At 33.0% G+C, this 13,247-nt stretch carries 13 protein-coding genes; 10 read left to right on the forward strand and 3 right to left on the reverse strand.

All coding sequences use genetic code 11. The annotated features are described in order from the left end of the window. Window positions 1-452: 452 nt before the first annotated feature. The gene (locus HOO91_09755) at window positions 453-701 is read right to left on the reverse strand and encodes a DUF1456 family protein (GenBank protein NOU17829.1); all 249 of its coding nucleotides are present in this window, start codon (window positions 699-701) and stop codon (window positions 453-455) included. Between the two features lie 26 nt (window positions 702-727). After that, window positions 728-1,378 (reverse strand): hypothetical protein, encoded by a 651-nt coding sequence (locus HOO91_09760; GenBank protein NOU17830.1) that lies wholly within the window; start codon window positions 1,376-1,378, stop codon window positions 728-730. 392 nt (window positions 1,379-1,770) lie between these two features. Here HOO91_09760 and HOO91_09765 point away from each other — a divergent pair, with 392 nt between their 5' ends. Next, window positions 1,771-3,093 (forward strand): hypothetical protein, encoded by a 1,323-nt coding sequence (locus HOO91_09765; GenBank protein NOU17831.1) that lies wholly within the window; start codon window positions 1,771-1,773, stop codon window positions 3,091-3,093. A gap of 12 nt (window positions 3,094-3,105) precedes the next feature. Here HOO91_09765 and HOO91_09770 read toward each other — a convergent pair whose 3' ends face one another. Continuing rightward, the gene (locus HOO91_09770; protein ID NOU17832.1) at window positions 3,106-3,684 is read right to left on the reverse strand and encodes a hypothetical protein; all 579 of its coding nucleotides are present in this window, start codon (window positions 3,682-3,684) and stop codon (window positions 3,106-3,108) included. Window positions 3,685-4,152: 468 nt separating this feature from the next. Here HOO91_09770 and HOO91_09775 point away from each other — a divergent pair, with 468 nt between their 5' ends. The 9 genes from HOO91_09775 to HOO91_09815 all read left to right on the forward strand — a co-directional run bounded on the left by HOO91_09775 (window position 4,153) and on the right by HOO91_09815 (window position 13,205). Then, a complete protein-coding gene (locus tag HOO91_09775; GenBank protein NOU17833.1) occupies window positions 4,153-4,386 on the forward strand; it encodes a hypothetical protein in 234 nt (77 codons plus the stop codon). A gap of 134 nt (window positions 4,387-4,520) precedes the next feature. Beyond that, window positions 4,521-5,477 carry a phosphate ABC transporter substrate-binding protein, PhoT family gene (locus tag HOO91_09780; protein ID NOU17834.1) on the forward strand — a complete coding sequence of 319 codons (957 nt, stop codon included), beginning with the start codon at window positions 4,521-4,523 and terminating at the stop codon, window positions 5,475-5,477. A 27-nt stretch (window positions 5,478-5,504) separates the two neighbouring features. Next, a complete protein-coding gene (locus tag HOO91_09785; protein NOU17835.1) occupies window positions 5,505-7,712 on the forward strand; it encodes a tetratricopeptide repeat protein in 2,208 nt (735 codons plus the stop codon). Window positions 7,713-7,938: 226 nt separating this feature from the next. Then, window positions 7,939-8,649, forward strand: coding sequence for a MotA/TolQ/ExbB proton channel family protein (locus HOO91_09790; GenBank protein ID NOU17836.1), 711 nt, complete (start codon window positions 7,939-7,941; stop codon window positions 8,647-8,649). 35 nt (window positions 8,650-8,684) lie between these two features. Further along, complete coding sequence (locus HOO91_09795; protein NOU17837.1) at window positions 8,685-9,323, forward strand: biopolymer transporter ExbD; 639 nt, start codon at window positions 8,685-8,687, stop codon at window positions 9,321-9,323. Window position 9,324: 1 nt separating this feature from the next. Further along, the gene (locus HOO91_09800; GenBank protein NOU17838.1) at window positions 9,325-9,975 is read left to right on the forward strand and encodes a biopolymer transporter ExbD; all 651 of its coding nucleotides are present in this window, start codon (window positions 9,325-9,327) and stop codon (window positions 9,973-9,975) included. A 24-nt stretch (window positions 9,976-9,999) separates the two neighbouring features. Further along, window positions 10,000-10,776 carry an energy transducer TonB gene (locus tag HOO91_09805; GenBank protein NOU17839.1) on the forward strand — a complete coding sequence of 259 codons (777 nt, stop codon included), beginning with the start codon at window positions 10,000-10,002 and terminating at the stop codon, window positions 10,774-10,776. Between the two features lie 72 nt (window positions 10,777-10,848). Further along, window positions 10,849-12,045 carry a GTPase HflX gene (gene hflX / locus HOO91_09810; GenBank protein ID NOU17840.1) on the forward strand — a complete coding sequence of 399 codons (1,197 nt, stop codon included), beginning with the start codon at window positions 10,849-10,851 and terminating at the stop codon, window positions 12,043-12,045. Between the two features lie 107 nt (window positions 12,046-12,152). After that, entirely contained in the window at window positions 12,153-13,205 is a 1,053-nt protein-coding gene (locus HOO91_09815; protein ID NOU17841.1) for a M28 family peptidase, read from the forward strand. The last annotated feature ends 42 nt before the right edge of the window (window positions 13,206-13,247 follow it).

Raw genomic sequence — 13,247 nt, forward strand, 5'->3', positions numbered from 1 at the left:
AATACAAAGTTAAATTATTTCAATTGTTTAGCACATTATAATGGGTAACAAAAAATGAAAATTATGTATATCGGGTTTGACTTTACACTTTTTGAGCTTTCCTAAATGTTTACGTCTATTAAGAATCTTGGTTTATCCCCTTTGAAGAAGAAAAGAGCCTGCGAAGATTAGTTGTTAATATCAAAAAATATGCCTTCGCTCAATATTTATGAACACTTTAGCAAAAGAATAGGTTCAAAGATTATACTAGTTAGGTTTGGAGAAAAATCAGGATTACATCACTTAAAAACTATTCCGATATTCGATTCAAGTGGCTAGCTAATGATACAATACGGTGTATTCTGATACGTGTAATTATTCAATTCATCTAAAACGCTAAATATATTTCTCATAATCAATAGCATATTAACTTTCACTTAATAGCTAGCGACTTGGGTCAATTATATCGAACCTTATACAATATCTGATTTATTGGAACTTTGATCCTTTGATCCTCTCATATAAATAATTAGCCCATTTAGGAAGTTGCGAAGGAGTTGATCACCACAAGGCTTATAGTTTGGGTGATCATCCTTTCTAAATACAGCACTTAACTCACTTCTTGTAATATTAAAATCAACAAGTTTAAGAATCTGTATAATATCTTCATCCCTTAAATGAAGAGCAACTCGTAATTTTTTTAGTACATCGTTGTTTGACATTCAAAGTAAGATGAATTAATTAAAACCTAATAGCTCTCAATCAAGCGTTTTATATTGTAATGTAACTCTTTTACTGCTTTTTGATGGAAAATGGGATACAACCTCTTTTCTCTAAACTTTGATCTATTTCGATATCTTGTTTCTTGGGTTATTAGCGTATTACCATCGCTAGTTTCAACTAGTTTTACTTCTTGTGAGCCCTCTGTCATTCCATTATTCAGGTAGCAAAACTGAATTATCTTATTCTCCTCATCCACCTTAGTTACTTCCAAAGCTACACCAATATTTTTAATTCCTCCAAGTAATTTAAGGTTTAAGAAAAAAATCTCCCCCTCCTCAATATCTTTAAAATCATCATCATTATAGAATATTTGATTCAATCGTTTTGAGTATAAGAAACCGAAGGAAACCATCCTTCCACTATATTCATCTTTTGGTTTTAACCCCTTTAACTTTTTCCATACTTTTTGAATCACCTCTCGAATAATATTTGAACTTTTTTGATAGCTGTACTTTAAAGAATCCTGTACATCATAACACGATGGTTTAAGGTCGCTAAAAAATTCTACTCCATTAAGAGTCTGCTGTTGAACAAGTTCTCTAACCTTTTTTTGTGGAATTCTCTCAAGGTTAACGGTTGATATGGGCAATTGAGCATATGAGGATCTACTGCACATAATACAAGAAAATAGCACCAAAAAAATCAATATCCTTATATTGGTATTTTGCTTCAATGTATTCAAAATTAAAGTTTTATTGGCACATCTACCTAATCTCTCAGAGCGTAAAATCCGACTTTTTTAGGATTAAAGAGTCTATTTAACTCTATCAAAGATAATTATTTCGGTGAATTTGTATATTTCCCGATGAAAAACTTAGAAATTTAACCAAAACAGAAATCATTATTGTGACTAAACACCTTTATCACCGAATATGATGTAAATCAAGAGTGAGCAAATAATTCAATAGTGCTCAAAAGGGGTATACAAAAAATCACTATTTTTATTATGCAATTACTCATAGGGTTATTTTATTATTGACACTCTTATTACGAAAAGCATTAACAAAAATGAGAAACATATTTTTGATTTTAATGATTGGAAATATTTTAGTTGGAGATCTCTTCGCTCAGTCTCCCAATCTAAATAAAAGTACAATTATTAACAAATACGTTCAATCAGATAAAGAATTGAAGGAAAAAGTATCTAAAGAATTAATCAAGCAAAATATTGATTTTGATAGCCTATTTCATTACCTTAAACAGGGGAAGTTGTTTAGCAGTGATGTACAAAAGGGATTTCTTGAGCGTAACTTTAAAAATAAGTTTGGGGTTGAACACCCAAACCTTGTTTTTATTCCTTACAAGTATGATCCAAAGAAAAAGTACCAAGTTCATCTTTTCCTTCATGGCGCTGTTTCAAGTTTTGACATGTACCAAGTTAGTAGATCTATAAATAGAGCAGATACAAGTTGGCGTTCAGTAAATAAAATTTGCATGTTTCCTGCTTCTTGGGTTTTTTCAAAATGGTGGAACTATAGTCAGTATGAGAATATTTCAAAACTTATAGGCTATATCAAAGAGTATTATAATGTGAATGAAAATGACATTTACATAAACGGCATTTCCGATGGTGCTACAGGTTTGTTCTATCTTTCAAATTTTTATCAAACCCCTTTTTCATGCTATCTACCCTTTATTGGCAGCATGCATATGTTACACAAAGTTCCCGACAAGCAATTCTATATGAAAAATTATCAAGGACTTTCATTTTTTGTTGTTAACGGAAGGGAAGATGAAATTTTTGATATTCAAAGTGTTATCCCATATGTGAATGAACTTAAAACTGTGACTAAAGATGTTAAATTTATTGTTGTAGACTCATCAAAACACAACACAAATTGGTATCCTGTTTTAAGAGACTCAATAAAGGGTTTTATATCAGCTCATAAACGAAACCCTTTCCCCGATTATATTTACTATGCAACGGAAAAGCCAGATACTTTTGGCAGAAAATTTTGGGTTGTAATTGATAAGATCGGAAGAATGAAAAATGAATATGCCTCTGATTCTACAAGAATGATATATTACAATCAATCTGATTCAACGTTAAATCACACAAGGCTTTTTGGACAAATAGAAGTGGTTAAAACAGGTAATATAGTTAATGTCAGAACACAGAATGTGAAAAAATATACCCTCTTAATATCTCCTGATTTTTTTGATCTAAGCAAACCGATAACAGTATTTACTAATAATTATTTATCATTTGATGGTATGCTAACAAAGGATATTAGAACTCTTATTAAGTACAATATCATGGACAACGATAGAACAATGCTCTATTCTTCGGAACTAAAAATAACCGTTGGGAAAATAATCAAAAAGGAGTAAGTTTCGTAACAACTATTGGATAAGACACATCCTTACTTCTGTTCTAAAGCTTTTCCATAAATCCTGAATGCCAGAACAAGATCCATTAATCTTAGTATCAACAACAGATCTAAAAGTGGCAAAGCGATTTTTATCTTTTAACGCTTGTCCAATAAATGTTGTCCACTTAACAACGTTAATATCAATATCCTGCTCATTAAATGCAGTAAAGTACTCACAAGGATATGTTTCAACAAACTCTAAGCATTTACTAGAGACTAAATTTAGCATCTTTTCATCCGACAAATCCACTATCTGATTAAATATGAAGAAGTAAAATGGCCTTGTTTCCTCATTTTTTGTAAGAACGCTATCTAGAATTCCATAAGTAATTGCATTGTTAGAAATTGCCAATTCGCCTTTAAAAAACATTTTTGAATGGGAATCAATTTGAGGATGATTTAGGTAAAAACTAACTTGATGACCGACGAGCGTACTAATTCTATTTTTATTCCTATAATCATTTTGCTTCGATTGATTTTTCGTTGCTGCTGTTTGGGCTAAAGCATTACCAATCAAAAAAATAAATATTACTACAAATGCATTTCTCATTTTTTATCGCTGTCGTTTAATTTTTATTTATCTTATTGTAAATCTAAAGGAACTCACGTTATTGTAACTTTCCTATTACCTCTTTTGGGCTATTACTCCAAAGAGCTAAAAAATTATCCGCCAAAACTATAAAATCAAATTTTTCTTTTAATAACTTATAGGGGTATTTTACACAAAAGTATCATAATAAAAAACGAAGTGTATTTTCGTTGATTTATGGTTATGCAAAATTGAATGTTTTTAAAAATGAAAAAATAATGAAACTTTAATCACTTTTGAATAATAAAATCGTATAATTCTCATTATATATATAATAACTGACCATTTAGAATTAGAAAACGTATCAATCTATAAACTTACTAAACGATTAATACTATCAAAAATATAATGTAAATCGACTTTTTTTAATTATGATTGCAGTTTAATTGCATCAATTGGGGCGTGATTTTTGTTGAAAATTTAGCATATATGAATACAAATAGATTGTACAATCAGTTCATGGTTCTTTTCGGAAGTATAATGACAGTATTCTACTTTGGAATTGGACTATATTTTATTTTTTCAGGTAATGTATCACATATCGATAAGTTTATACGTTATTTAGTTGGAGGAACATTTATTTTCTATGGCATCTATAGGCTATTTAGAACCATAATGAAAGTTAAAGAAGAGTTCTTTTCAGATAAGTATGATTCAATGTAACTAGAAGACCGGTGGGTTATTTTTTTATTGAATCTGTTAAGCGACACTTTATATTTTGATGTCTGCTTAGTACCAGATATTCAAAATTTTATTATCATTGCGTGCCTAATTTTGTTTTATTTTAACTTAAAAAAATGAATAAAAAGGTTAGTACTTATACATTTAATGGGATATGGATAACCCTTTTAATCCTGTCGCTTTTATTCATTTCATGTTTATCAGGAAGCAAAAAAGCCATTGATGAAACTCCAACTCGAGGAAGTATTAAGATTTTTGTAGATGAATCATACCAACCAATTATAGATTCAGAAATATATACATTTACAAGTCTTTATACATACGCTAATATTACACCAATATTCAAACCCGAAGTTGATGTTATTAATGATTTTATGAATGACTCGGTTAAGGTTATTGTAACAAATAAAAAACTTACCGATGCTCAGATTAAGTATTTAAGGGATACACTTATAATTGCTCGAACTTTTGCTTTTGCTTATGATGCATTAGCTTTGATTGTAAATAATTCCAATCGAGATTCATTACTATCCTATAATACAATTAAGAATATTTTTCTTGGCAACATTAAAACTTGGAAGGATATTAATGATAAATCGAATCTCAGTAACATAAGTATAGTATTCGATAATACTAAATCTGGTAATATTAGGTATTTTAAGGAAAAATTTGAAATCACGAATAAACTTCCAAATAACTTCTATGCTGTTAACTCAAACGAGGAGGTCATTAACTTTATCAAAAAGAACCCGAATGCTTTAGGCATTATATCTGTTAATTGGATTAGTGATAAAGACGATCCTCGTAGTCAAAAATTCATCAACGAGGTAAAAGTTATTGGTGTTTCATCCGAATTTGATCCGTCATCATATTATTTGCCTGAACAAGGTTCAATATATAACAAATCATACCCTTTTACACGTGAGGTATATCTTATTTCACGTGAAACATTTTCGGGACTTGGTTCTGGTTTTATTTCCTGGGTTACCCATGATCAGGGTCAAAGGATAGTACTAAAATCGGGTCTTGTACCGTCTGTTGCCCCAATTCGACTAATTCAAGTAAAACACTAAATAATGTTTGACATAACCATAACACATATGAGAAAAGTTTGTTTTAAATCGGTTTTATTATTAGCAAGTTTGTTTTGCATTTTTGTTACAAGCAATATCAATGCACAAGATCTACAAACTGCTATTACCCTAACCAGAAGCGAGCAGTACGATGAGGCGGAAGCAGCTTATAATCAAATTATTCAAAAGGAACCCAATGTTAGTAAGAATTACTTCTTCCTTGGTGAAAACATATTGTTAAGCTATTTTGCCGATACAATTTCAAACTCCTTAAAAGAATTAACCACTCAAGCAAAAGATGTTTATCTAAAAGGTGTAAATGCAGATAGTTTGAATCCTTTAAACTACATAGGTCTATCAAAAGTGGCTTTCTACTTAGGACAAGATCAAGAAGCTGCAAAATTCAGACTAAAGGCAAAGAAAAACCTGCCTGCTTACAAGAAAGTCTCCAAAATTCTGAACCCAAAAGATTACGCTTTTGCATTAGCAAAACTCGCCGAATCTTATATTAGAAACGAAAAGGTTGATACCTCTAAGGCTTTGCCTTTACTTAAAGAGGCGATTAACATTGATTCAAAAACCCCTGAAATCTTTATTATTGCAGGTGATATCTATTTCCTTGCAAAGGATGGATCAAATTCAATTAGAAACTACAATATTGCAAATAATCTTGATAAAACTCGTCCTACTGCAAATATGAAGATTGGTAGTATTTACATGAAGGGGAGAAATCTAACTGCTGCAATTCCATACTTTGAAGAAGCAATTAAATTAAACGCTAACTATGCTCCTGCATATCGTGAACTTGGTCTGCTCTGGTCAATGGCCGGTAAATATGATAAATCGAAGGAGTACTTTAAGAAATATCTTGAGATAACTAAAGGTAATATTCCCGCTAAAATTCGTTACGTCACTGCTCTTTTCTATGCAAAAGAGTATGATGAGGCTGTGAAAAATGTTGAGGAGATATTCAGTATAGATCAAAAGAGAACTTACTTAAACCGCATTGCTGCTTACTCAAGTTTTGAGAAAAATCCACCAGCTTATGATAAGGCATTGGCATACATGGATAAACTATTTAAAGATATGCCCGAAGACAGAATTATCCAAAAGGACTATACCTACTATGCAAAGATTCTTTTAAAGAAAAATTCTGACTATCCCAAAATGGTACAGAATACTGAAAAATTAGAACGCGATTTAGCCAGAAATCAAGAGAGATACGATGCCGCCAAAACAGCAGACGCAAAGGAAAAACTCAAAGTTCAAATAGATACACTTACAAATCAAATTACCAAATTCAGAAAATTAATTTCTATAGATGATGTTGAACTCGACAAAGCATTTTTAGCCTATAAAAAAGCACACGAATTAACACCCGAAGATAAATATCTATTAAACGATGTTGCAGTAAATCTTTACAACTTCAAACGTTTTAATGAATCCGCAAAATATTTTGAAAAACTGATTGCTCTAGGGAAAAATGATGCTAATGATTATTTGCAAGTAGGAAAAGCATACAACCAAGGTAAAAACTATGTCAAAGCAGATTCAGCTTTATCAATTTTAGTTCAAAAATTCCCAGATAATATTCAAGGTTATGTTTGGATTGCAAATACATATTCTGCAATGGATCCTGATAATAACAAGGGAATTGCTAGACCAAAATTTGAAATGGTAATTCAAAAAGCACGTATGGATAGTGTTAAATATGCCTCAGATCTATTCAATGCATACCGTTTCATGGGAGGTGATTATTTCTCTCAAAAGAATTATGTAAAAGCCAGAGAATACTACTATAGAATTGTTAATCTTAGCGCAGATAATAAAGATTATAAAACCATTGGTTATAATTCTATTGGATTAACTTACTATTCAAACAGTGAGTTTGACAAAGCTATTGAAGCATATAGAAAGACGCTAGAAATAGATCCTAAGAATCAAAATGCTACCATTTCAATAAAGAACGTTGAAATAGCAAAGAATAATCAAGTACAAGTAAAACCTAATGAGATAAAGGGTCTCGTTAAGGATGTATTTGGTAGTCCAATTGCTAGTGCCTCTGTACGTGTTAGAGATACAGCTGCTGAGGCATGGACAAATGCCGACGGAAAATATGCTTTTGAAATTCCTGAAGGCTCCGAAGCATTAATCGTAAGTGCAAAGGGTTATAAATCAAAAGAGGTTATAATTACTAAAGCACGAATCTATAATATCAGCCTTGAACAACAATAAGTATTTGTTTTACAGCATAATAGCAATTCATCAAATATGCTGTAGAGCAATAAAAAGTAAATAAATGAATCTATATATTTGCAACTTAAAAAAATTCTAAACCTAACCAAACAATACGACAATGAGTAAAAAAGGAAGTAAGTTTAAAGATGTGTTTGCATCAATTTTCGCAACTGGTGCTATTTTGGTAGCATTTGCTATTTCCCTTTATCTATTTATTTTTATAATGGGAAGTCCTGTTAACTTTGAAGGTGGTAACCCTGCTGGACATCCACTACCAGGTAACTATTTAGGTATTATTTATAAAGGTGGAGTTATTGTTCCTATTCTTATGACTTGCGTTTTAGTACTTCTTATCTTCACATTCGAAAGATTTATTACATTATCAAGAGCTCAAGGAAAAGGTAGATTAAATACTTTCGTTCGTAACCTTCAAAACCTAATGAATGAAGGTAAAATTGATGAGGCATTAGTTTCATGCGATAAACAACAAGGTTCTCTAGCAAATGTTATGAGAGCAGGCCTTACCCGCTACAATGATCTTAAAAATGATAAGGAATTAGAAAAAGATCAGAAAATTCTTTCAGTACAAAAATCTCTTGAAGAGGCAACAGCTCTTGAACTACCTATGCTAGGTAAAAACATGATTATTTTTTCAACTTTGGCATCTATCTCCGTGCTAATCGGTCTTATTGGTACTGTACTTGGTATGATCAAGGCTTTTGCTGCTTTGGCTCAATCAGGTGCTCCAGATGCTCTTGCTCTTGCAACAGGTATTTCTGAGGCTCTTATTAACACTGCATTTGGTATTACTGGTTCTACAATCGCTATTGTTATGTACAACTACTTCTCATCAAAAGTTGATGGTTATACATTCAAAATTGATGAAGCTGGTTTCAGCTTGACCCAGACCTTTGCAGCATCATTAAAAAACTAATTTAACTTTTGGCTTAAACCCAAAAAGTACGATCCATGCCAAAGATTAAATTACCAACAAAGTCCCCACATATTGATATGACGCCGATGGTTGACTTATTCTCGGTTGTTTTAACATTCTTAATGTTAACCACAACTATGAGACAACCAGAACCGGCTCCTATCGATACACCCTTTTCGATTTCAGATAAAACTGCCCCTGAAGCCAATATTATGACTGTTCTCTTATCAAAGGACAGCAAAGTATTCTTCAATATAGATAATGGTAAGGATACCGCTTTCCATTTTAAGGGCAAAATTCTGACAGAAATGGGTAAAAGGTACGAAATGACCTTTACCCCAGAAGAGGTGAAACAATTTGAAGCCTACCCGTCATCGTTTGGTTTACCCATACAGAAAATGCATGAATTTATTAAAACGAAAGACGCAAAAGAAAGGGCAACCCTACAAGTTAATGGTATCCCTGTCGATTCAACCGATAATCAGCTAGCTCTTTGGATTCTATTTGCACGCCAAGTTAACCCTGCGGTTCAAGCTTGTATTAAAGGTGATAACGATGCTCCGTATCCAATTGTAAAAAAGGTGCTGGATATTTTACAAGATAAAAATGTAAACAGGTTCAACCTGATTACAAATCTTGAAGTAACTAAGGTAACTACTCAAAGCGAACAGTGATATGGGAGAAATAATTCAAGAGGAAAAACAAAAAGGTGGAAAAAAGAGACCTAAGCATCACTCTACCCACATTGATATGACCCCGATGGTTGACCTTATGTGTCTTCTCATCACGTTCTTCATGCTTACAACAGCTTTTAGTAAATCAAAGGTAATGGAAATAGCCCTACCTGAAAGGGATCCTAAGGTTAAACCACCCCCAGTTTCTAAAGCTAGAACCGTAAATATCATACTTGGTCCCGAAAATAAAGTTTTTTGGTATCCTGGTATGGTAGAAAACCCAAAGAGTCCTCCTCCGCTACAGGAAACAAACTTTAGCGATCAAGGTATTCGTAAGATGTTACTCGAAAGAAATAAATTCTTATTCAAAAAAGTAGCTGCATTTAGAGAGAAAACCATTAAGGAGAACCCTACTATGAGTAGAGACTCTTTGCTTGCAAACATCAAAAGGTTTAATAAACTTGATGACTCTGGGCCTATTGTTCTGATAAAGGCGTATAAAGATTCAAGATATGCTAATGTTGTTGATATTATCGACGAAATGGCTATCTGTAATATAATACGTTACGCTATAGTAGATATTAATTACGTGGAAGAAGATATGGTGAAAACAGCTATGGCTGCCTCTACCAAATCAACTAAACCACAATAGAAAAGCCCATATACATTGAGCATTATGGAAAATGAACTAAAAAATATTCCCTCTTTTGACGACATCGTTTTCGAAAACAGGAATAAAGAGTATGGAGCTTATAATATTCGCAAAAAGTACAACCGTACCGTTTTGTGGGCGATGCTTGTGGGTACAATTATCCTTGGCACCGTAATTATTACTCCATATGTAATGGCTTCTGTTAGTGAACGAAGACAACAAAAAGAGGAAAAAGCCGTTACGGCTGAAATGGAGAAATTGGATACACCACAAGAAGAAATTGCTCCACCTCCACCTCCACCTCCACCAGCGGAAGCTCAGGCTGTGGTTAAATATGTTGCACCAGTTGTTGTTGACTCTGTTAAGACAGAAGATAGAGGAGATTTTGCAACCGTAGATGAGGTAAAAGAAACTGTAACAGACGAGGCTGTAGTTGAGGTTGTTGAACAACCAAAGGAAGAAGTTCAAGAGGTTAAAGAAGAAGAAGTATTCCTTGTAGTTGAAGAGATGCCTAGTTTTGGTACTGGTGATGCAAATGGATTCCGCAGCTATGTTTCTGCAAATATGAAATACCCTGAAGTTGCCGCAGAAAACGGTATTCAAGGACGTGTATTTGTTCAATTTGTTGTTGAATCTGATGGTCGCTTAACCAATGTTAAGGTTATCCGCGGTGTAGACCCTGCGCTTGATAGAGAAGCTGTTAGGGTAGTTGAAGGATCACCCAGATGGAATCCTGGTAAGCAGAGAGGTAAACCAGTTCGTGTATCATTTACCTTCCCAATTACTTTTGTTCTTCAGTAAATAAATTTATTTCTGTATATTTAAAAACCCTGATTTAATTTATCAGGGTTTTTTTATAAAAATACTTTCCACATGGCAAATCCAGTTATTACCTCTCGTAAAGCCGAAACGGCAATTCTTATTGGTATTATACTTCCGCGTCAGGCGGAGGAAGATATTCGTGATTATCTTGACGAATTAGAGTTTTTAGCCGAAACAGCAGGCGCTATAACGCAAAAGAGATTTTTACAAAAGGTTGATGCACCTAATCCCAAGACCTTTATCGGGTCAGGAAAAGTACTGGAAATTAAAGAGTACGTTGAGCAAAACGAAATTGACCTAATCATTTTTGATGATGAGCTTACTCCGACTCAACTTAGAAATCTTGAGAAGGAGTTTGAAAGAAAAGTATTAGATAGGACAAATTTAATTCTTGATGTTTTCGCTCAACGAGCAAAAACAGCTTATGCAAAAACGCAGGTAGAATTAGCACAGTGCCAATTCCTTTTGCCAAGACTTACCCGATTGTGGACTCACCTTGAGCGCCAACGAGGAGGAATTGGGATGAGAGGCCCTGGTGAAACTGAAATTGAGACAGACCGTCGTGTGATTAGGGAGAAAATATCAAAACTAAAAGAAGAATTAAAAAAGATTGACCGACAAATGTCGACTCAGCGAAAAGGCAGAGAAAGTATTGTTCGTGTGGCTCTTGTAGGTTATACAAATGTAGGAAAATCAACCATAATGAACATGCTCAGCAAATCTGACGTTTTTGCAGAGGATAAACTTTTTGCAACCCTTGATACAACGGTTCGTAAGGTTGTATTTGAAAATCTTCCCTTTTTGCTGTCGGATACCGTTGGGTTTATTCGTAAACTACCACATCAACTTGTTGAATCATTTAAATCTACGCTTGATGAGGTTCGAGAGGCAGATTTGCTACTACATGTTGTTGATATCTCACACCCAGCATTCGAAGAACAGCTAAATGTTGTTGTTCAAACATTACAAGAGATAGGTGCAGCAGACAAACCTGTATTACTAGTTTTTAATAAAATAGATGCCTATAAGTGGGTTAAAAGGGATGAAGATGATCCATCACCACTTAGAAGTAAAGAAAATTACAGTTTAGAGGAACTTAAGAATAGCTGGATGGCTAAAAGTAACTCTCCTTCAATCTTTATATCCGCAAAGCATAAAACAAATTTTGACGAATTTCGAGAAAAAATTTACAATTTGGTTAGGGATATACATACTACAAGGTATCCTTATGATAAGTTTCTGTACTAGGTTTTCATGCTAAAAATCTTATAGTAATATTATAAGTTTTACAATTAAGTACTTGCCACTTAAAACATTATATCTTCAATTATTAAAAATTGATATCTGGAATAGCTATGAAAAATAAATTTTACAACATCAGCAAAGGTTTATTCAAGATGCAATTAGCGTCGCAAAGCCTTTCAGGGTTCATGAAACCTAAAAAAAACAGACCTGTTAAAGAACTCCTAACAATTCGTTTTTCTTCACTAATCGCAATTTTAATTTTTTTCATGATTGGTTGTAGTAAAGAAGATGATAATATTGAAAAACCGAATCCTCTTATCTCAGAATTTGTAGAAGAGGTGAACTCCGATAGCCTCAGAAATTCTGTGGAATGGCTTCAAAATATGCAAACCCGGTTTATGTTAGCCAATAATAGAAGGCTAGTTGCAAAGAATATCCAAAATAAATTTATTCAAATTGGATACCCAAATACTAAAATTGATTCATTCAGTAACACTCGATCGTTTAATAATATAGTATACCAAACTTGGCAATATAATGTGATTGCTACACTGGATGGAGGTTCAACACCAAATGACTTTTGTATCCTAGGTGCTCATTATGATTGTTATACTAAAAATGTAGATCAATTTAATTTAACACTTGGGGCAAACGATAATGCCAGTGGAGTTGCTGTTATTTTTGAAATTGCACGTTTAATCCACAAACAGGCTTTCATACCAAAAAACTCAATTCAGTTTGTTGCTTTTGCAGCAGAGGAACTTGGATTGTATGGAAGTTTGGATTTTTCGGCTAAAGTCGCAAGCTCCCAAACAAATATAGAAATGATGCTTAACTTTGATATGGTGGCTCATTGGCCTGGAAGCGATCCTTCTCTATGGACTATAAATATAGTAGATTATGAGAATTCTATGCAACTTCGTTTAAAGGCCGAAAAACTATGCTCACTTTATACTAGCTTAAAAACAATAAATAACAATACGGATTATAATCGAAGTGATAGCTATTCCTTTTTCAGATATGGTTATCAAGCACTTTTTTTTATGAGTTCAGCAACTGATAATACTTATCACACAACTGATGATATTTCATCAAACTGTAATTTTGATTATTGTAGAGAAGTAGCAAAAGCATCATACGCTTTGGTAATTGACAATAATTAGTCCTAATTTGGTCATAGCTATTATCAACTACCTGTTCATGTT

The organism is Bacteroidales bacterium, assembly GCA_013141385.1.
Lineage (GTDB): Bacteria > Bacteroidota > Bacteroidia > Bacteroidales > Tenuifilaceae > UBA8529.

Excerpts from the sequence above, each read along its gene's own strand:
- HOO91_09785 (NOU17835.1), top strand. The coding sequence starts at position 5,505 with ATGAGAAAAGTTTGTTTTAAATCGGTTTTATTATTAGCAAGTTTGTTT.
- HOO91_09765 (NOU17831.1), top strand. The coding sequence starts at position 1,771 with ATGAGAAACATATTTTTGATTTTAATGATTGGAAATATTTTAGTTGGA.
- HOO91_09770 (NOU17832.1), bottom strand. The coding sequence starts at position 3,684 with ATGAGAAATGCATTTGTAGTAATATTTATTTTTTTGATTGGTAATGCT.
- HOO91_09755 (NOU17829.1), bottom strand. The coding sequence starts at position 701 with ATGTCAAACAACGATGTACTAAAAAAATTACGAGTTGCTCTTCATTTA.
- HOO91_09800 (NOU17838.1), top strand. The coding sequence starts at position 9,325 with ATGGGAGAAATAATTCAAGAGGAAAAACAAAAAGGTGGAAAAAAGAGA.
- HOO91_09760 (NOU17830.1), bottom strand. The coding sequence starts at position 1,378 with ATGTGCAGTAGATCCTCATATGCTCAATTGCCCATATCAACCGTTAAC.
- HOO91_09790 (NOU17836.1), top strand. The coding sequence starts at position 7,939 with ATGGGAAGTCCTGTTAACTTTGAAGGTGGTAACCCTGCTGGACATCCA.
- HOO91_09795 (NOU17837.1), top strand. The coding sequence starts at position 8,685 with ATGCCAAAGATTAAATTACCAACAAAGTCCCCACATATTGATATGACG.
- HOO91_09775 (NOU17833.1), top strand. The coding sequence starts at position 4,153 with ATGAATACAAATAGATTGTACAATCAGTTCATGGTTCTTTTCGGAAGT.
- HOO91_09780 (NOU17834.1), top strand. The coding sequence starts at position 4,521 with ATGAATAAAAAGGTTAGTACTTATACATTTAATGGGATATGGATAACC.
- HOO91_09805 (NOU17839.1), top strand. The coding sequence starts at position 10,000 with ATGGAAAATGAACTAAAAAATATTCCCTCTTTTGACGACATCGTTTTC.
- hflX (NOU17840.1), top strand. The coding sequence starts at position 10,849 with ATGGCAAATCCAGTTATTACCTCTCGTAAAGCCGAAACGGCAATTCTT.
- HOO91_09815 (NOU17841.1), top strand. The coding sequence starts at position 12,153 with ATGAAAAATAAATTTTACAACATCAGCAAAGGTTTATTCAAGATGCAA.